Origin of the sequence: Streptomyces sp. NPDC002994 (assembly GCF_040611155.1) — a bacterium.
Classification (GTDB): Bacteria; Actinomycetota; Actinomycetes; order Streptomycetales; family Streptomycetaceae; genus Streptomyces.
In genome coordinates this window covers 104,152-120,829 of sequence record NZ_JBEXNQ010000014.1, presented here as the reverse complement: position 1 = coordinate 120,829, position 16,678 = coordinate 104,152, and the positions used below count along the sequence as shown (strand labels likewise).

Annotated in this window: 19 protein-coding genes; 18 read left to right on the top strand and 1 reads right to left on the bottom strand. The window is 67.3% G+C overall.

Going from position 1 to position 16,678, the window contains the following annotated elements:
- Positions 1 to 30 precede the first annotated feature (30 nt).
- Positions 31 to 240 (bottom strand): hypothetical protein, encoded by a 210-nt coding sequence (locus tag ABZX79_RS20340; RefSeq protein ID WP_355259222.1) that lies wholly within the window; start codon positions 238 to 240, stop codon positions 31 to 33.
- 234 nt (positions 241 to 474) lie between these two features.
- Between ABZX79_RS20340 and ABZX79_RS20335 the strand changes: the two genes are divergently transcribed.
- From ABZX79_RS20335 to ABZX79_RS20250, 18 genes are all read left to right on the top strand, one after another.
- Positions 475 to 1,116 (top strand): hypothetical protein, encoded by a 642-nt coding sequence (locus ABZX79_RS20335; protein WP_355259219.1) that lies wholly within the window; start codon positions 475 to 477, stop codon positions 1,114 to 1,116.
- Positions 1,113 to 1,352, top strand: coding sequence for a hypothetical protein (locus ABZX79_RS20330; protein ID WP_355259216.1), 240 nt, complete (start codon positions 1,113 to 1,115; stop codon positions 1,350 to 1,352). The genes ABZX79_RS20335 and ABZX79_RS20330 overlap by 4 nt, the downstream gene beginning before the upstream one ends.
- Before the next feature lie 3 nt (positions 1,353 to 1,355).
- Positions 1,356 to 2,906, top strand: coding sequence for a hypothetical protein (locus ABZX79_RS20325; RefSeq protein ID WP_355259213.1), 1,551 nt, complete (start codon positions 1,356 to 1,358; stop codon positions 2,904 to 2,906).
- A gap of 98 nt (positions 2,907 to 3,004) precedes the next feature.
- Entirely contained in the window at positions 3,005 to 4,546 is a 1,542-nt protein-coding gene (locus tag ABZX79_RS20320; protein WP_355259210.1) for a phage portal protein, read from the top strand.
- Positions 4,546 to 5,571, top strand: coding sequence for a hypothetical protein (locus tag ABZX79_RS20315; protein WP_355259207.1), 1,026 nt, complete (start codon positions 4,546 to 4,548; stop codon positions 5,569 to 5,571). Before ABZX79_RS20320 ends, ABZX79_RS20315 begins: the two co-directional genes overlap by 1 nt.
- A gap of 32 nt (positions 5,572 to 5,603) precedes the next feature.
- On the top strand, positions 5,604 to 6,392 hold the full coding sequence (locus ABZX79_RS20310) for a hypothetical protein (protein WP_355259204.1): 789 nt from the start codon (positions 5,604 to 5,606) through the stop codon (positions 6,390 to 6,392).
- Positions 6,393 to 6,527: 135 nt separating this feature from the next.
- Positions 6,528 to 7,442 carry a phage major capsid protein gene (locus tag ABZX79_RS20305; protein ID WP_355259201.1) on the top strand — a complete coding sequence of 305 codons (915 nt, stop codon included), beginning with the start codon at positions 6,528 to 6,530 and terminating at the stop codon, positions 7,440 to 7,442.
- A gap of 68 nt (positions 7,443 to 7,510) precedes the next feature.
- The gene (locus ABZX79_RS20300) at positions 7,511 to 7,924 is read left to right on the top strand and encodes a hypothetical protein (protein WP_355259198.1); all 414 of its coding nucleotides are present in this window, start codon (positions 7,511 to 7,513) and stop codon (positions 7,922 to 7,924) included.
- A 1-nt stretch (position 7,925) separates the two neighbouring features.
- Positions 7,926 to 8,372 carry a hypothetical protein gene (locus ABZX79_RS20295; protein ID WP_355259196.1) on the top strand — a complete coding sequence of 149 codons (447 nt, stop codon included), beginning with the start codon at positions 7,926 to 7,928 and terminating at the stop codon, positions 8,370 to 8,372.
- The gene (locus tag ABZX79_RS20290) at positions 8,369 to 8,701 is read left to right on the top strand and encodes a hypothetical protein (RefSeq protein WP_355259193.1); all 333 of its coding nucleotides are present in this window, start codon (positions 8,369 to 8,371) and stop codon (positions 8,699 to 8,701) included. The genes ABZX79_RS20295 and ABZX79_RS20290 overlap by 4 nt, the downstream gene beginning before the upstream one ends.
- Positions 8,702 to 8,799: 98 nt before the next feature.
- Positions 8,800 to 9,174: an HK97 gp10 family phage protein gene (locus ABZX79_RS20285; protein ID WP_355259190.1), complete on the top strand. Its 375-nt coding sequence runs from the start codon at positions 8,800 to 8,802 to the stop codon at positions 9,172 to 9,174.
- Positions 9,174 to 9,626: a hypothetical protein gene (locus ABZX79_RS20280; RefSeq protein WP_355259187.1), complete on the top strand. Its 453-nt coding sequence runs from the start codon at positions 9,174 to 9,176 to the stop codon at positions 9,624 to 9,626. The genes ABZX79_RS20285 and ABZX79_RS20280 overlap by 1 nt, the downstream gene beginning before the upstream one ends.
- An 8-nt stretch (positions 9,627 to 9,634) precedes the next feature.
- Positions 9,635 to 9,802: a hypothetical protein gene (locus ABZX79_RS20275; protein ID WP_355259184.1), complete on the top strand. Its 168-nt coding sequence runs from the start codon at positions 9,635 to 9,637 to the stop codon at positions 9,800 to 9,802.
- 2 nt (positions 9,803 to 9,804) lie between these two features.
- Positions 9,805 to 10,365 (top strand): hypothetical protein, encoded by a 561-nt coding sequence (locus tag ABZX79_RS20270; protein ID WP_355259181.1) that lies wholly within the window; start codon positions 9,805 to 9,807, stop codon positions 10,363 to 10,365.
- Positions 10,366 to 10,379: 14 nt separating this feature from the next.
- Positions 10,380 to 10,784 (top strand): hypothetical protein, encoded by a 405-nt coding sequence (locus ABZX79_RS20265; protein ID WP_355259178.1) that lies wholly within the window; start codon positions 10,380 to 10,382, stop codon positions 10,782 to 10,784.
- 92 nt (positions 10,785 to 10,876) lie between these two features.
- A complete protein-coding gene (locus ABZX79_RS20260; RefSeq protein ID WP_355259175.1) occupies positions 10,877 to 11,071 on the top strand; it encodes a hypothetical protein in 195 nt (64 codons plus the stop codon).
- Between the two features lie 6 nt (positions 11,072 to 11,077).
- Positions 11,078 to 15,472, top strand: a complete 4,395-nt coding sequence (locus ABZX79_RS20255) for a hypothetical protein (RefSeq protein WP_355259172.1) — start codon at positions 11,078 to 11,080, stop codon at positions 15,470 to 15,472.
- On the top strand, positions 15,472 to 16,677 hold the full coding sequence (locus tag ABZX79_RS20250) for a hypothetical protein (RefSeq protein WP_355259169.1): 1,206 nt from the start codon (positions 15,472 to 15,474) through the stop codon (positions 16,675 to 16,677). The genes ABZX79_RS20255 and ABZX79_RS20250 overlap by 1 nt, the downstream gene beginning before the upstream one ends.
- The last annotated feature ends 1 nt before the right edge of the window (position 16,678 follow it).

Here is a 16,678-nt window from a genome sequence, read left to right as displayed (position 1 = left end):
GCGTTGCCGTGCGCCGGATGGCGGGCGGGTTCAGCCCCGGTAGTCGTCGGTGTACGCGTTGCCGCCGAAGGACTCTTCGCAGCCCTCGTGTTGGTCCGGGCCGCCGCCGTGCGTGATGGTGAACATGTAGCCCTGGCTGAGACTGCAGTCCTTTCCGTCCCATTCGCTGGCCGCCCCGGACCAGGCGAACAGGACGATGATCCCGGCGATGATGCCAATGAGCTTGCGGTTGCTCTTCATGACGAACCCCCCTTGCGGTGCGCACAAGGTACGGCAGTGGCGGCCGGGCGGGGAGTGGTTGCGGTTTCCTTCCATGCCTTCGTGGAGTCCTGGCGGTCACGCCCGCCTGTGCGGGCGCCTCACCTCCCGAAGCTGCGGTTGTTGATACGCAGACCCAATCAACCGAATGGCCTACGATTCAATGGTGATAGCGCTATTGCGCTAGCCGATCGAGGGCAAACTGGGAGTGTGGGTATGCCAGGTGGAGGCAGCGTCTACAGCAAGGCCAACCCCGCCGAGCGCACGGAGCGGGCCGCGATCGTCTTCGACCTCAAGCTCCAAGGGCTCTCATACCGGGCCATCGACGCCCTGACCCAGACCCCCGACGGGCCGACCGGCGGCACGCGCATCAGCCCCACCACCGCCAAGGAGCTGGTGTACGAAGAGGCGGCCCGGCGTATCGACCCCCGCGTCGAATCCCTGCGCGCCATCGAGTCAGAACGCCTTGCCGGAAGCCTCGTCCGTCTCGAAGCCAGCCTCGCCCGTCTCGACGGCCTCCAAGCCGCAGCTATCGAGGTGCTGGAACGCGAGCACATCACCGTCAACAACGGGCGCATCATCGTCCTCAACGACCAACCCCTGCCCGACTCCGGCCCAGCCCTTCAGGCCATCGCCCAGCTCGTGCGCATCGAGGACACGCGCCGGGCCACCGAAGAGACCCGCCGGCGCATCTCCGAGTCCTACCGCAAGCTCTTCGGCCTCGACGCGCCCGCGAGGACCGAGGTTCAGATCACCGAGGTCACGCAGCAGGACATCGAACTGCAGGAGCTGATACGGGAAGCGAAGGCGAAGGTCAACGCCGAGGAGGCGGCCATCGTCGAAGGGGACGCCCCGTGACCCAGTCCACCTACGGCTTCGAGTCGCTGGTCCCGTCGTGGCTGATGCACGACGGCGGGTACCGTGCCGGGCTCACCCAGCACATGCGCGACCGGATGGAGTTGCAGGGTTACAACGTCGTCGGCCCGGTTCGGATCCGCGATGCGGGGGGAGACGTACCCCCGCCAGTCGGGATGATCCTGCTCCGTGTTGAAACGACCGTCGAGGAGTTCGACGTCGAGGTCGGCGAGGGCTGACCGGTGGCGACCGCGGTCCGCACGCGCGGCTACCTCGAGGGTCTGGACGCGGAGACCTTCAACCTCGACGCCTACCTGTCCCGCTTCGACGAGCGGCTCCTCGCCACCCCGGAAGGGCGTCGAACTCTCACCCGCCTCGACCCGCTGCTGTTCGCCCTCGTCTACGTTCGCCACCACCTCCGCGACAGCGAAAAGCAGATCACTTTCGGGGACGCGCACCTCGACTGGTGCCGGGCCGCCCGCGCCTGGATCCGCCCAGTGACCGGACCGGCCGAGCAGCGCGACGCCTACATCGCCCCCCGAAATATGGGCAAGTCGACGTGGTGGTTCCTGCTCTTGCCCCTGTGGGCCGCCGCCCACGGGCACGTCAAGTTCGCCGCGGCGTTCGCCTCGTCGGCTGGGCAGGCAGAGACTCACCTCGCCAGCTTCAAGCGGGAGATCGACACCAACCAGCTGCTCCGGCAGGACTTCCCCGACCTGTGCACCCCAGCCAAGCGGCCCAGCGGCACCAACGTCGCCGACACGCAGTCCATGTACATCGCCAAGTCCGGGTTCGTGTTCGCCGGCCGCGGCATCGACTCCTCCAACCTCGGCATGAAGGTCGGCGAGCAGCGGCCTGACCTGCTCCTCTGTGATGATATTGAGCCGGATGAGTCAAGCTACTCGGTGGAGCAGGCGAAGAAGCGGCGCACGACGCTGATCGATGCCGTCCTGCCTCTCAACGTCTACGCCCGCGTGGTGATCTCCGGGACGGTAACGCTTCCGGGGTCGATCGTGCACCAGTTGGTGAAGCACGCCCGTGGGGTCGACACCGAGGACTGGGTCGCGGAAGAGGGCTTCCGGGCCCATTACACGCCGCCGATCGTGATGCGGGATGACGGGACGGAACGCAGTGTCTGGCCGGCGAAGTGGCCGCTCGCCTACCTCAAGAGCATCGAGCACACCAGGTCGTTCGCGAAGAACTACGCCAACGACCCCATGGGCTCGGACGGCGACCTGTGGACCCCGGACGACTTCCGCTACCCAGGGGAGGAAGGGCTGGACCCGATCACCCACATGATGCTGTCGATCGACCCTGCGGTGACGGCGAAGAAGGGCAGTGACTTCACCGGCCTGGCGGTGGTGTCGTGGTCGGCGCAGCACCGGCGGTGCACGGTGCACGCCGCCGTGGCGGTGAAGATCCCGCCCGGGGTGCACATGCGGGACCGGGTGCTGGCGTTGCTGGACGAGTGGCCGCAGATCGGACTGATCCTGCTGGAGGTCAACCAGGGCCAGGACGTGTGGCAGTCGGTCTTCCATCACATGCCGGTGAAGGTGAAGACCGTGAATCAGAGTGAGCCCAAATTCTCCCGGGCTGAGGGCGTGCTGAATCACTACCAGCGCGGCCGGGTCCTGCACGCCAGGAAGCTCCGGGAGCTGGAGGAGCAGATGTGCGCGTTCCCGAAGGCCCCGCACGACGACCTCGTTGACGCGGTGGGATCGGCCGTGCGGCGATTCATCCCGGCCGGGCCGAAGAAGGCGCCGCCGTCGGCGTCGCGGGCCAGTTACGTCTAGCTCCTGCAATTCGCAGGTCGACCCCACCCAAGGGAAAGCTATGTGATGCCCGACGGCTCGGCTATCCTTCGAATCAAAGGTCGAGTCCGGAGGACGCATTGGATGACGAGTCGCTCGACGACCTCATGCTGGGAATCGAAGAGCTGAGGCAGGCCCGCCCTGAGTACGACCGCGCCCAGGCTTACTACGACGGCAAGGTCCCCGAGGTCTTCACCAGCACCCGCATCCGCCGCGCGCTCGCCGCCCACAACATCGACTTCGACCTCAACTTCGCCAAGACGCCAGTCAACGCCGTCACGAACCGGCTCAAGATCGCATCGGTCACCAGCCCCGACGAGTCCGTCACCGAGCTCATCTCGAAGATCTGGCAGGACAACCAGCTCAACCTGGAGATGCCCGACCTGTTCCGCCGGGCAGGCGAGTACGGCGACGCCTACCTGTTCGTCCTCCCCGTCGAGGACGACAAGGGTGACGTCGTCCGCGTCGACATGTTCTACAACTCCCCTCAGACCGTCAGGGTGATCTACGACGAGGAGAACCCGCGCCGCAAGAAGTTCACGATCAAGCGGTGGTGCGAGTACGGCTACCAGCGGGTCGAGTTGCTGTACGACGACCGCACCGAACGCTGGACCACAGGCAAGGACTCAAGGGGCGACAAGCTCGGCGACTGGATGCACTGGCCCGCAGTCCCGGACGAGGGTGAAGTCGAAGACCCGGACTCGTGGCTCATCTCCCACGACTGGGGCGAGCAGCCTGTTTTCCATTTCCGTACCGACCGCCCGTATGGGGTGCCGGAACACTACGGCGCCTACGGCCCACAGAACGCCATCACCAAGCTCCAAGCCACCCACATGGGAACAGTCGACTACCAGGGGGCGCCCCAGCGCTACGCCCTCACCGAAGCCGCCACCACCGACACGAGCGACCTCGAACCTGGCGACTTCGACGACCCGGACTTTCCCGCCGACGAGAACGGTGCAGGACCCAGCGACTCAGGCGACGACAGTTCCCTCAAAGCCGGGCCTGGGGAGATGTGGCTCCTGCGGGGCTTCAAGGCGGTCGGCCAGTTCGATGCGGCAAACCCCGACGTCTTCCTTGATCCCATCCAGTTCAACGTGCGGGCCATGGCGCAGATCACGGACACGCCGCTGCGGATGTTCGACCCCCAGTCGAATCAGCGGTCGGGCGAGTCCTACCGTGAGGAAGACGGCCCCTTCATCAGCAAGATCGACAACCGGCAGATGTCCTACGGGGCGACCACGCATGAAGCGTTCACGTTCGCTCTGCGCCGCCTCGGCGTGCCTGACCCGGTGATCAGCGTGGACTGGGTGCCCGCCAGGTCGGTCACCGACGCGCAAGGCTGGCAGACCGTTCAGGCAAAAATCGACGCTGGCGTGCCGCGGAAGCAGGCGCTGATGGAAGCCGGCTACCGGGCCGAGCAAGTCGACACGTGGCTCGAGGGCGTCGACGACGCAGAGCTCGCCCGCCGCGTCAACATCCTCGCCACCGTCGCTGACAGCGCCCAGAAGCTCGGCGCCGCCGCAACCCTCGGCGTCATCGACAACGCCCAAGCCCAAGCCCTCCTCAACGGGGCGCTCTCAGACGTCGAACTCCTCGCCGGCATAGAGGCCCGCACGTGATGGCCACCAACGAAGAGCTCGCCGCCCTTGTCCAGGGCGAACACACGGATGCGGTCATCGCCCTCGAGCAGGCCGTCGCCGCGCAGGCCGCTGGCCAAGTCGAGGAAGAATTCGAGGCGCTGTCCCGCAGTACGGTGGCCGCCTGGGTGGCCGCCTTCGGGAGCGTCGAAGCGCTCGCCGTAAGTGGTGCAACGCTGCGCCGGATCCTGAAGGCTGTACGGGCCGCAGTTCGCCGCCTGCTGGGGCCGCTCGGCCCGCGTGCTCAGGCCGCCATCGGAGGCTCCTTGGCCGCGGCGGTACTGCTGGGTGCACGTCAGCATGAGGCGTTCGTCAGCGCAGTCCGTGGGCGCCGCACCTCTGGGGTACCCACACGCCCCAACCGCACTTTGCGGGATGCGGCAGCCGCCGCCCCGGGCATCGTCGCTGGCCGCCGCGACCGCGCCCTGTCCCTGCTGCGCCCCCAGGTGGTGCGCCGGTGGACGGACGTCCTCACTGGCATCGGCGCCGCACGCAGCGCCCTGCCCGCAGTCCGCGCCCACGTTGCCTGGGTGATCAACCAAGCCGTGAACCACGGTCTCGTAGCAGGGATCCGGGCGATTGGGGCCCGCAAGCTGTGGGTCGCCGAAGCCGATGCCTGCGTCAACTGCGCCGCCTACGCCGGGCTCGTCGTCGACGTCGGCGAACCCTTCCCCGGCGGCCTCTCCTGGGACCCGACGCAGCGTGGCCGCACCGAGCCGATCGACGCTCCGCCGCTGCACCCGCACTGCCGTTGCCGCACGGTCGCCTGGAAGGACGCGTGGGCTGTCGACGGCCTGCCGTCCCTGCCGGAGGCCCTGACCCGTGAGGCGCGCCGGTCTGTCGCCCGCGGCTGGTCGCTGCCCACCGAATCCGGCGCGGCACGCATCCGCGCCGCCCGCGAGCTCCTGCGCACAGTCGCGGGACTACCCGAGAGCGTCGAAGAGTACGCAGCACTGGCCGTGCGCCAGGGCCGCTTCGCCGACCGCACCGTACCGACAGGCCCGTGATGGGCAACCCGCAACCCCGTGATGGGAGCACCGTGAACCATCTGCCCCGCACCACCCTGCCTGCGGCGACAAGCATCAGCCTGCCGCCGTACACCGTCCTCGGCTACCGCTCGGATGGCCGCCCGATCCACGTCATCGCCGGTGGCGCCGAAGCCGACGACGAGCCGGATATCGAAGTCCCCGGCGAGCCGGAGTCCGATCCCGCGGAAGAGGCCGAGCCGGAGAACGACGAGACGCCGAAGCCGAAGCCGCCCGCGAAGAAGGACGAGCCGGCCCCCGGCGACGACGACTACGTTGCACCGTCGAAGACCGAGTGGGCCCGCACCCAGGCCGCGCTGAAGAAGGCGAACGACGACGCCAAGAGGCACCGGCTCCGCAACAAGGAGCTGGAGGAGAAGACCCGCGCCGACGAGACTGAGCACGAGAAGGCGCTGCGGGAGGCCCGCGAGGAAGGCGAACGCCGCTACCGGGCGCCGCTGGTACGCACCGCGGCACGCTCTGCTCTCGTCGAGGCAGGGGCGCTGGCGTTTCTTCAGGACGAGAAGGACCCCGAGTCCACGGCCGCCCGCGAGAAGGGTGAGTCCCGACTGACGAGGCTCCTCAAGCTCGTCGACACCGAAACTCTCGACATAGACGACGACGGCTCAGTCTCTGGCCTGGAGGCGGCGGTTGACGACCTGCGCCGTGACTACCCGGAGTTGTTCGCCGCTCCCGCGCGGAGGCCGAAGGTCCGGCCGACGGGGGCACCCCGCCAGCCTGCACCGGAGAAGCCGAAGTCGACGGCTGAGCAGCACGCCGCGCGACTTCTGGGCAGAGCTTGACCCCAAGAGGTATATTCAGCACCAGGTGAATTGTTTCGGTGATCGGAACAGCCCACCGCCCTGCTTTGCGAAGGCGCCCGTGATGGGGCCCGAGCCCACCAGCTTCCCCATCACGCCGCCCGCAGGAGGGCCCCCGTGGCACGCAACACACTTGAAGCCTGGATCCCGGAGGAGTACGAGACCTCCCGCGTCATCCAGTCGATCAACCAGATCTCCGCCGTCGAAGCACTCGCAGCCCGCATCACCATGGGCTCCGACACCAAGCACGTCCCGCGGACCGCCGGCATGGGCGTCGATGTCGTCGCCAAGGGCGGCGCCTACGGCGAGGACACGTCACTCAACGACGAAGTCCTGCTGACCGCGGTCAAGTTCGGCAAGGCCGCGCGCATCGCCGAAGAGGACATCGACGACTCGGTGGCCGACGTCATCGAGGCGAAGATGATCGGCTGGGGCAAGTCCTACGCCAAGATGATCGACAACGCCAGCCTCGCCGTCTCGGCCGCAGCGAACGGCACCACCGTCCCGTTCACGTCGCTGTACCAGCTGCTGAACACCACGGACGCCACCCTCAGCTACACCGGCGGCACGAACATCTCCACCGCCGCGGCCTCCGGAGCTCCGACCTACGGGGAGTTCTCCACCGCGATCGGCGCCGTCGAGTCCGGCGATTTCTTCGACCCCGGCAGCATGGTCGCGATCGCCCACCCGGCGTTCCGCAAGAGTCTCCGCGGCGTCGTCGACGGCCAGCAGCGCCCCATCTTCAACGAGAATGGCGTCGGCACCCCCGACACCGTGTTCGGTGTCCAGGTCCGCTGGAGCCTCGGAGCGAAGATCTCCGCGACCGCCACGGCGACCCCGACAGGTCGCCCGATCATGGCGTTCGTCAACCCGGAGCTGATGCTCCTCGGCGTCCGTAGCGGACCCGAGTCCGTCTTCATCGACGGCCGCGACGGACTGTCCGCCCTCACCGACGAGTCGATCCTCAAGATGCGCGCCCGCCGCGGCTGGGCATACGGCCACCCCAACGGTGCCGCCATCCTCGTCGGCTGACCTTCCCTACAAGACCTCGTACCGCCCAACGGCTCCGGGCGGTACGGGCTAACCCAGGGAGGTGAGCCGTGGCAACAAGGAAGAGCACCAGCAGCAAGACCGAAAGCCCCGAGCAGGTCCGGCAGCGGCAGTTCCCCGCCAAGGCCGGCGAGGAAGCCGTCGAGGTCGACCAGCGGTCACCGGACGGCGCCAAGGGCACCCGGCACATCAAGGAGTTCGTCGTACCGGCCGCCCGCTGGACCGGCGAGGACTACCAGCACGAAGCCAACCGGGCGGCCCTCGTCGGCGAGGCGATCCAGCGCGGCCTCCACCCGCGCGGCGACGTTGCGTTCGACGGCCAGGAAGACCACCCCGACGGGGTGTCGCTGATCCTTACCTACTCCGTGGACACCGTGCCGTCCTCGGTGGACCACAACCCCGAGGACACCACCACCCCGCGGGACGTCATCGACGGCGACACCAGCAAGAGCAAGGACGACTGACATGGTCGACGCCTGGGCCACCCCGCAGCAGGTCATCGACGTCACGGGCGTCACCGTGACGTCGGCGCTGCTGACTCAGGCGCAGGCCGCCATGGAGGTCCACTCCAACCGGATCTTCGCCGACACGGCACGCATCCGGCCGCGAGACGCGTACTGGCTGGGGCGGGCCGTCGCCTACCAGGCGGCATGGATGCAGGGCCAGTACGACCTGAACACCCGCATGGACGCAAGCCAGGTGCAGCAGGACGGCCTCGTCGCCTCACTTGAGGAAAAGGCCATGGTCCTCGCCCCGCAAGCCAAGTGGGCGCTGCAGCGCTGCTCGTGGATGCGGTCCCGCACCGTCCACGTGCGGTCCCCGCTTGCCGACGGGCAGCGCGGCGTCGCCTCAGCACTCTCGGAAGCTGGCGACGAGCAGCACGCTTGGCAGCCCTTGGGCGGTGGCAGATGATCGCCACGACCCTCGTCAGCGTCCTCCGCGGCACCGAGACCGACGCCTTCGGAGACGAGAAGGACACGGCCACCGTCGCCGCGTCCGGCATCCCGGCCGAACTCGTCGAGTCCACCAGGCGAGCGCAGGAGCCGGCCACTGGCACACCGCGGATCATCCGCACGCACATCTGCCGGGTGCCCCCGACCACGGACGTCACCGAGACCGACCGGATCAAGGATCAGGTCACCGCCGAGATCTACATCGTCGTGTCGGTGACCAAGAACGCCAACCCGGTCATGGCGCAGCCCCTGCGCCTGGACCTGAAACGAACAGGACGAGCCGCCTGACGGCTCCGACAAAGCAACTCGCCCCGCCGGAACAACGGCCCGTAAACGGCCAGCCAGCAGGGCGGCACGACAGCCAAACCGTAAAGGGAGGTGCAGGGATGGGCGCTGAATTCCGCCTGGTCGTCAACAGCGGCTGGCCCGACGAAGTCGATGACGCCACCACCCGCTACCTCCACAAGCTCGGACCCGAGATCGAGAACGACGCCAAACGGTTCGCCGCCGTCGACACCGGGCTGATGCGCTCCCGGATCTACCACGAGGTCAACCGCGGCGAGCTCCGTGTCGGCGTCCGCAACGTCGACTACTGGATGACCGTCGAGTTCGGGTCTGCTCCCCACGTCATCGTGCCGAACACGAAAAAAGCTTTGCACTGGCCGGGGGCCGCGCACCCCGTGGCGCGCGTCAACCACCCCGGCACCCCCGTTCAGCCCTTTCTACGCCCGGCCCTCTATCGGCAGCGGGGGGCGCTCTGATGGCCGTCACCCCGCGCGCGAACAGCGAGCTCGTCGCCGTCGCCTGGCTGCAAGGCGCCACTGGCATGGAAGCCGGCCAGGTCGCCACGACCCTGCCCACGGATGTGTCCGCCTGGGAGGCCAACGGGTTCGTACAGGTCGGTCCCGCGGTAGGCGGTGCGCCGCAGCTCCACTACGCGCTGCGCGAGCCCGTTGTCCAGGTCGACTTCTACGCCGTCAACCCAGCCTCCGGGAAGCCCCCGTGGGGCAAAGCGGCATCGCTCGCCGAGCTGGCGGTGGCCGCTACCTACGACGAAGCGCGGATGCAGCGCACCCTCACCCTCCCGGCCGGCTACCCCCAGGCCCGGGTCATGACCGCCCACTTCATCTCGGAGCCGCGCCGCCTGCCTGGTGACGACTCCTCCTACGCCCGCTTCCAGGCCGACCTCGCCTTCCACTGGATCACCCTCTAGGAGCAGCCGTGCCCACCATCCGCACCACCATCCAGCCCCACGTGGAACTCGAAGTCGATGAAGCCGAGTACCTCGACCTGAAGCGTCAGGGCATCCTCCTCGAGGCGCCTGCTGCTCCTGCCGCCGCACCGGCCAAGCCCAATCCCGCCGCCGCTGCGAAGCCGAAGGAGAGCTGACCATGTCGGTCACCACCACCAACCTGATCATGGGTCCGGCGACCCTCTACATCGCGAACTTCGGGGCCACCGAACCCCTCGACACCGCCGTCAACACCACCCCGGCCGCATCCGCATGGACCGACCTCGGCGGCACCCAGGACGGGGCCAAGCTCAACGTCGACCAGACGTACACCGACCTCGAGGTCGACCAGCTCGTAGATGTCGCCGGCGCGCGCCTCACGAAGCGGCTCTTCACCATCGAGACGAACCTGGCCGAGCCGACGCTCGAGAACCTCAAGTACCTCCTCAACGACGGCACCGCGGCCAGCGGGTCGGGCTACAAGAACTTCGAGCCGATCTACGCCAGCTCGGCCACCCAGCCCACGTACCGGGCGGTCCTGCTAGACGGATTCGGCCCCGGCCAGCTGCGACGCCGGTTCATCGTCCGCAAGGTGCTGTCCAGCGACAAGGTCGAGAGCACCTACAAGAAGGACTCGCAGACCCTCTTCACCGTCAAGTGGTCGGGGTTCTACGTGTCGTCCGTAATCGCACCGTTCAAGGCCATCGACGAGACCGCCTAAGCCCAGGAGCAGCTGTGACCACCAAGACACCCGCACGCCCCGCACGTCCCGCAGTGAAGGCCGAGGCGGACGAGATCTTCCAGATCACCACGTCCGCCCCGGCCCCTGCCGAGGACGACCGCAAGCCGCTGTTCTCGGTCGACGGTGAGAATTTCACCGTCCCGAAGAAGATCGACGAGCGGCTGACGTTCCTCGCCATGAACAAGATTCGCACCGACGGGGCGGTGATGGGGTCGATGTACCTGATCGAGCTCCTCCTCGGCAAGGAGCAGTACGGGCAGCTCATTGCCCTGTACGAGCAGGAGCGCATCAAGCCCCCCGAGTTCGACCAGGTCACCGGCATGGTCAGCGACCTGTTCTTCGCCCACTTCAAGGACGACGAGCCGGACAAGGCGGGAAAAGCTTCGGACGCTTCGTAACCCACCTCTGCAACCACGCCTGGGTCACCGACCACCTGGACGACCTGGACGCCGACTTCCTCGCCATCTACCGCATCGACCTGGAGACCACGGTGGTGGGAGCCAAGCGGTTCCTGCAGCTCGCCAACCGGCTCCCCGCCTACCAGGGCGTCATCGCCAACGCCATGGCCGCCGAACAGAACGCCGAGGAGGCCGCCCCAGGCGGCAGCCCCGGCCAGCCTGAGGAAGTCAGCATTGACGCCATGAACCTCATGATCCCCGGCCTGATTGAACGAGTGGAGGTGTAACCCCCGGTGTCCTTCCTGGTTGCCAGCGGCCACGTCAGCGTCGAAGCCAAAACAGGCGACGCCAAGCGGGACATCGCCCAGCTCATCAGGACCTTGGGCGGGCTGGGGCCTGCCTCCACTACTGCCGCCGGCGGCCTGGAAAAGCTTCGCGACCGCGGGGCAGCGGCAGCCCGAGCTCTCCATTCCCTCGGCAACAAGGCTGACGCCGCTGAGCGCGCGCTGGTGGGTCTACGCGCCGTGGCTGGCACCATCAAGGTCACCGCGGAACTCGATGACGACACCACCTCAGGCGTCGCCGCAGTAAAGGCTGCCCTCCAAGACCTGAAGTCGGAGGGCCCGGTACGGCTGAACGTCACCTTCGACGGGCAGGCCGCCCAGATCATCGCCGCGGCTCGGGCGATGCGCGACCTGCGAGGCGACGCCGTCACTGCAGGCACAGCGCTCGGGCGACTCGCCACGCGGGCTGCTGAAGCTGCCATCGCACTCAATTCACTGGAGCAGCAGGCAGAAGACGCGGCCCGCGCTCTTCGTAACCTGCGGGGCCGTGCCGTTGCCGCCGCCTTCGCGCTCGCCGAACTCCGGGACCGTGCCACCTCGGCGAACAACGCCCTACGCACCCTCGCCAACCGGGCCGGCACAGCTGACGGCCGCCTCGGCGATCTGTCCACCCGCACCCGCAGCCTCCGCGGGGACATGGACGACCTCGATGGCAGCGTGACAAACCTGACCGGCCACCTGGGCGGTCTCAACGGCAGATTCGGCAACCTCGGAAGGTCGGGCGGCCAGGCAAGCGGCGGCATGCGGCAGATGATGATGGCCGCCATCGCGCTGTCGCCCGCCCTGATCCCGGTGGCTGCCTCAGCAACGCTCGTCGGCAGCCAAATGGTCGCCGGGCTGGGCGCCGGTGCCGTGGCCGTGGTGGCGTTCGGTGCCGCCCTGGCCCCGCAGATCGTCGCCATGAGCAAGATCGGCGAGGCTCAGAAGGCGTACACCGATGCGGTCAAGGAGCACGGGGCTGCGTCGAAGGAAGCCCTTGCGGCCGAGGTCACCTTCGGGAAGGCGGTGGGCAGGTCATCACCGGAGGTCCGTAAAGCAGCCGCGAGCCTGTCCGTCATGAAAGACGAGTACAAGGCTTGGTCGAAATCGCTCGAGGGCGACACCCTTGGCGTGGCGACCAAGAGCTTCGCTGTCCTGGGCGCCATCTTCCCGCGGCTGACACCGGTGGTGCGGGGTGCATCCGTTGAGTTGAGCCGGTTCATGACGATCGCCGCCGGGGGTGTGGCGGGCTCTGGGTTCAAGCGAATGATGGACGACTTCGCAGTGTTCGCCCAAGGGTCCCTGCAGAAGGCCAACAACGGCCTCGTCCACATGATGCGGACCCTGTCGCAGGGCGGCCTGTCTAGCGGCGGCCTGGCCGAGTTCATCAAGTACGCGAAGGAGAACGGGCCCCTCGTCGGGCAGGCGCTGCGGAACATCGGCGAAGCCTTCGCAAAGCTGATCGCAGGCGCCTCTGACGTGGGCGTCAGTCTCCTCACAGTCATCAGCGCCATGGCAAAGCTCGTCGCCTCCCTGCCGACCAGCCTGATCACGACGATGCTGCAACTCGCCATCGCGATGAAGGCCGTCACTTTGGCGGCGGCTGGCGCGAGGGCCGTCGGCTTGGCCTATGCCGCGCTGAGGGTGCAGCTGATCGCTATGGGCACTGCGGCGGTCGGGGCATCTGGCGCACTGATGACGCTGAGGGTTGCGTTCGCCGCACTGTCAACCGGGGCCAAGCTGGGCGTCGTTGTCGCGGGTGTGGCGCTGCTGGTCGTGGCCATTAAGAAGATCAGCGACGCGGGGCGAGCAGCCCCCCCGGACGTAGACAAGCTGACAACGTCGCTGGGGCGGCTGGCTCAGACCGGGAAGCTGTCCGGTGAGGCGGCGCGGGTCCTCGGCGAGGATCTGGGTGGACTGTCGACGGCACTGAAGACGCTGTCGGACCCATCGATTGGCGAGGGTGTCGAGAAGTGGCTGTCGGACCTGACCGGCATCGACACGGTGAACATCAAGGAAGCTAAGGCGCCGATCGAGGGCATCGACAAGGCCCTGGCCGGGATGGTCAAGGGAGGCAACCCGCAGCTGGCCGCCGCCGCCCTCGCTGAGCTGGGCAAGAACGCGAAGGCGAACGGCCAGGACATGAGCGAGCTGCGGCCGATGCTCGACAGCTACGACTCAGCCCTCGCTGACTTGGCCTTCGAGAACAAGTTGGTCGCCGACTCAATGGGCGTGTTCGGCCGGCAGGCCCAGGCGACGAGCGCGAAGCTCGACGCCCAGAAGGCCAGTGCGGAAGGTCTGCGTCAGGCGATCACCAACCTGAACGACACCAACCGGGCTGCATACGACTCGCAGATTGCTTTCGAAGGGGCGATCGATGCCCTGACTGCCTCCTTCAAGGAGCATGGCGCCAGTCTCGACTTGGACACCGAGGCGGGGCGCAAGAACGGCACGGCCATGTCGGGGGCGGCGAAGGCCCACGATGAGATGGTCGCTGCGGGGCTGGCGGCTGGTGAATCTCTCGGGTCCATGACGAGCAAGTCGGGGACGCTCCGCGCCGAGATGATGCGGCTGGCTATGACCGTCTTCGACAACAAGCAGAAGGCCACCGCTTACGTCAACACGTTGCTGGGCACCCCGGGTGAGATCAAGACCATGGTCAAGCTGGAGCGCGCGGAAGCTATCAGTGGCCTCAAGAGCGTTCAGGCGGAGATCAAGAAGACGCCGGGCGCCAAGAGCGTCAAGGTCAGCACACTGAATGCCGCAGCCATCAAGGCCCTGGAAGCTGTTGGACTGAAGACACGCAACCTGCCCGACGGACGCACCGAAGTCTTCACGAAGAACGGCCAGTCCCTCGGGGGGATCGGCGCCGTGCTGCGGGCGCTGAACAACCTGGACGGCAAGACGGCCAACACCTACACCACGCACACCGTCACCTACCACAAACGCACCACCTACGACAAAGACGGCAGCGGCATCCCGGACTCCGTGCAGGCACCCAAGGGCGCCACGGGCGGCAGGTACACGGGCCGCTCGTTCACCGGGTACGCGTCGGGCGGCCCTGTGCGAGGCCCAGGCACAGGCACCAGCGACGACGTGTTCGCGCCCTGGCTGTCCGCCGGCGAGTGGGTGATCAAGGATGCGGCCGTGCGGAAGTACGGCGACAAGTTCATGGCGTCCGTCAACGACGGCACCCTCAAGCTCGGCCCTGGCTTCGCGAAGGGCGGGAAGCTCACTGAGAAGCAGAAGGAGGCGGCGCGAACTCGCGCCGATGCTCGCGGCTCGCTGAAGAACAACGCGACCCTTACCGACATGTCGATCATCGCGAGCGGTGGCAAGGGGAACGCGGAGATCTCGTCCACCCTTGGCAAGGAACGCTCCGAAGGGGCGCTGGTCGACTTCCTCAACAAGCTGCAGACCACGGTGTCGAAGGCCGGGTTCTCGCCGAAGACGAACAGTGCACTCCAGAAGCAGATCACCGCCTCGGCGAAGAAGCTGTTCGCCCAGAACGACGCCCTGGACAAGGTCACGGCCAGCCTCGACAAGGCCAAGTCCGGGCTCGACGACTTGAAGGGCAAGTTCGACAGCCTGAAGACGTCGGTCGCCAGCTCGCTGATTGGTTTCGCGAACGTCACGAAGATCGGTAAGTACGGGACGTCGCCCGAGACGCTGATCAAGCAGCTCCAGTCGGACACCACTCGCACCACGGACTTCGCCAAGCAGCTCGAGCAGCTCAAGGCCAAGGGTCTCAACGGAACGGCCATCTCCGACATCGCTCAGGCTGGTGTCGCAGGCGGCGGCATGGCTACCGCAGAGTCGCTCCTCACCGCCACACCTGAGCAGATCGCGAAGATCAACGAGTTGCAGAAGCAGCTCACCGCGTCCGCCAACGCCGCAGGCAAGACGACCGCTGACGCCATGTACGGGGCCGGGATCAAGGCTGCGGAGGGCATCGTCGCCGGGCTGACCGCGAAGAAGGCGGCCATCGAGTCCGCGATGATGTCCATCGCCAAGGCCATGGAAGCCGCGATCAAGAAAGCGCTGGGGATCAAGTCGCCGGCCAAGAGGTTGGAACCGGTCGGTGACTTCGCCTTCCAGGGTGTCGAACGAGGCTGGACCAAGAGCATGACGAAGGGCCGTACCCTCCTGTCCGGCAGTGCGGCCCCCGTGTACCGGCCGAACATGCTGACCGCCCCCGGGGTGTCTATGCCGCAGGGCACAGGGGCGGGCATCGTCGTCAACCTCAGCCCCACATTCCACACCATGACGCTGCCCTCCGTAGGGGAACGGAAAGCGTTCGCCAAGGCCATGGCCGCCGAGTTCAGCGACGCGATCCGTGAGCGCGACAGGGAGAGGCGACGCTGATGCCACAGGGAGACTACGGAGACCTCACCATCGGCCGCCTCCTACTCCGGGAGACGTTCAAAGCCGACGAGACGGCGGGCGACAAGCGGTCCCTCGACCTGGATGGGCAGGAGTCAAGCCCGCCACTGACTCGCGCGGCGCTGGTGTGGCGGCACGACAACGTGATTGCCCTCGAGCAAGGCTGCATCGTGCCGATCACCTTCACGGACAAGCCGGAGCGCAACTGCTACGGGATGATCGACAACGTCAGCGCCGGGTACACCGAATGGCGCGGCGAAGTCCTTACCTGCGACTGGAAGGTCTCCCTCGTCCGCCAGGGGTCCGATACCGAAGTCGACCTCCAGAGCAGGCTCACCGGCGCCGTGCGGCTGAACGACTTTTCGCTGACCGGGGAGCGCTGGCACGCCCCGTCGATTGGCCACTACGCCTACTACACCGGGTCATCCAATCCCACGAGCATGACCCGCACTGGTGCCGATGGCGTCATGACCGTATACCGCACTATCCCCACGGGCGTTTCCCCGCGTTGGGGCTGCGCACCGGCCAGCTACCTCAACGGCAGGGCCAAGCTCACCTCGTCCGGCACCGAGCTATGCGGCATCGACCAGACCCTGTCACCCACCGGCTGGGCGCTCACCAACGGGCTCGTCAACGTTACGACCAGTGCTTCGGGCACCCTCGACGTGCAGGCATACACCGGCGGGGCTTGGCGCTCCAAGCTGTGGAACGTCAGCGTGGCCGGGTCAGCGTCGTCCATCACGTCCTGGGATGGGGCGACGCTCCTCCGCAATGATCCGGAGCACGTCATCCTGCGCCTCACCAAGGGCCTCAACCCTGGACGGGCGACGTTGGATCTGGCCCTGCGCCGGGGCAGCCGGTTCGTCGAGGGCTACCTCCAGGTCGGCACCTCCGCAACCCTGGCCGCCTACCGGTCCACGCTCGAGACGAATACGTCGTTCGCTGCGTCCGGGTACGTGACAGCCACCTCGAACGACGCCGACAGCAACAAGTTCGCCGCCGGATCCGCAAGGACGTTCACCGCGCACGCCAACGGCGGCCTGACGAAGGCGGCGGCAACCAGCCTGGACTTCTGGATCGGCGTGGCAGCAGGCGGCACCGCGGCAGTCTCCGGCGACGCAGCCACCGACCTGCGGAACCAGTACGTGGCCGCTTTGCCCGAGACCATTCACGTTGTGAGGCGGTGAC

Bases quoted from the DNA above. Each gene is read 5' to 3' on its own strand.
- ABZX79_RS20250 (WP_355259169.1), top strand. From the start codon at position 15,472: ATGCCACAGGGAGACTACGGAGACCTCACCATCGGCCGCCTCCTACTC.
- ABZX79_RS20285 (WP_355259190.1), top strand. From the start codon at position 8,800: ATGGGCGCTGAATTCCGCCTGGTCGTCAACAGCGGCTGGCCCGACGAA.
- ABZX79_RS20295 (WP_355259196.1), top strand. From the start codon at position 7,926: ATGGTCGACGCCTGGGCCACCCCGCAGCAGGTCATCGACGTCACGGGC.
- ABZX79_RS20315 (WP_355259207.1), top strand. From the start codon at position 4,546: ATGGCCACCAACGAAGAGCTCGCCGCCCTTGTCCAGGGCGAACACACG.
- ABZX79_RS20280 (WP_355259187.1), top strand. From the start codon at position 9,174: ATGGCCGTCACCCCGCGCGCGAACAGCGAGCTCGTCGCCGTCGCCTGG.
- ABZX79_RS20290 (WP_355259193.1), top strand. From the start codon at position 8,369: ATGATCGCCACGACCCTCGTCAGCGTCCTCCGCGGCACCGAGACCGAC.
- ABZX79_RS20335 (WP_355259219.1), top strand. From the start codon at position 475: ATGCCAGGTGGAGGCAGCGTCTACAGCAAGGCCAACCCCGCCGAGCGC.
- ABZX79_RS20340 (WP_355259222.1), bottom strand. From the start codon at position 240: ATGAAGAGCAACCGCAAGCTCATTGGCATCATCGCCGGGATCATCGTC.
- ABZX79_RS20270 (WP_355259181.1), top strand. From the start codon at position 9,805: ATGTCGGTCACCACCACCAACCTGATCATGGGTCCGGCGACCCTCTAC.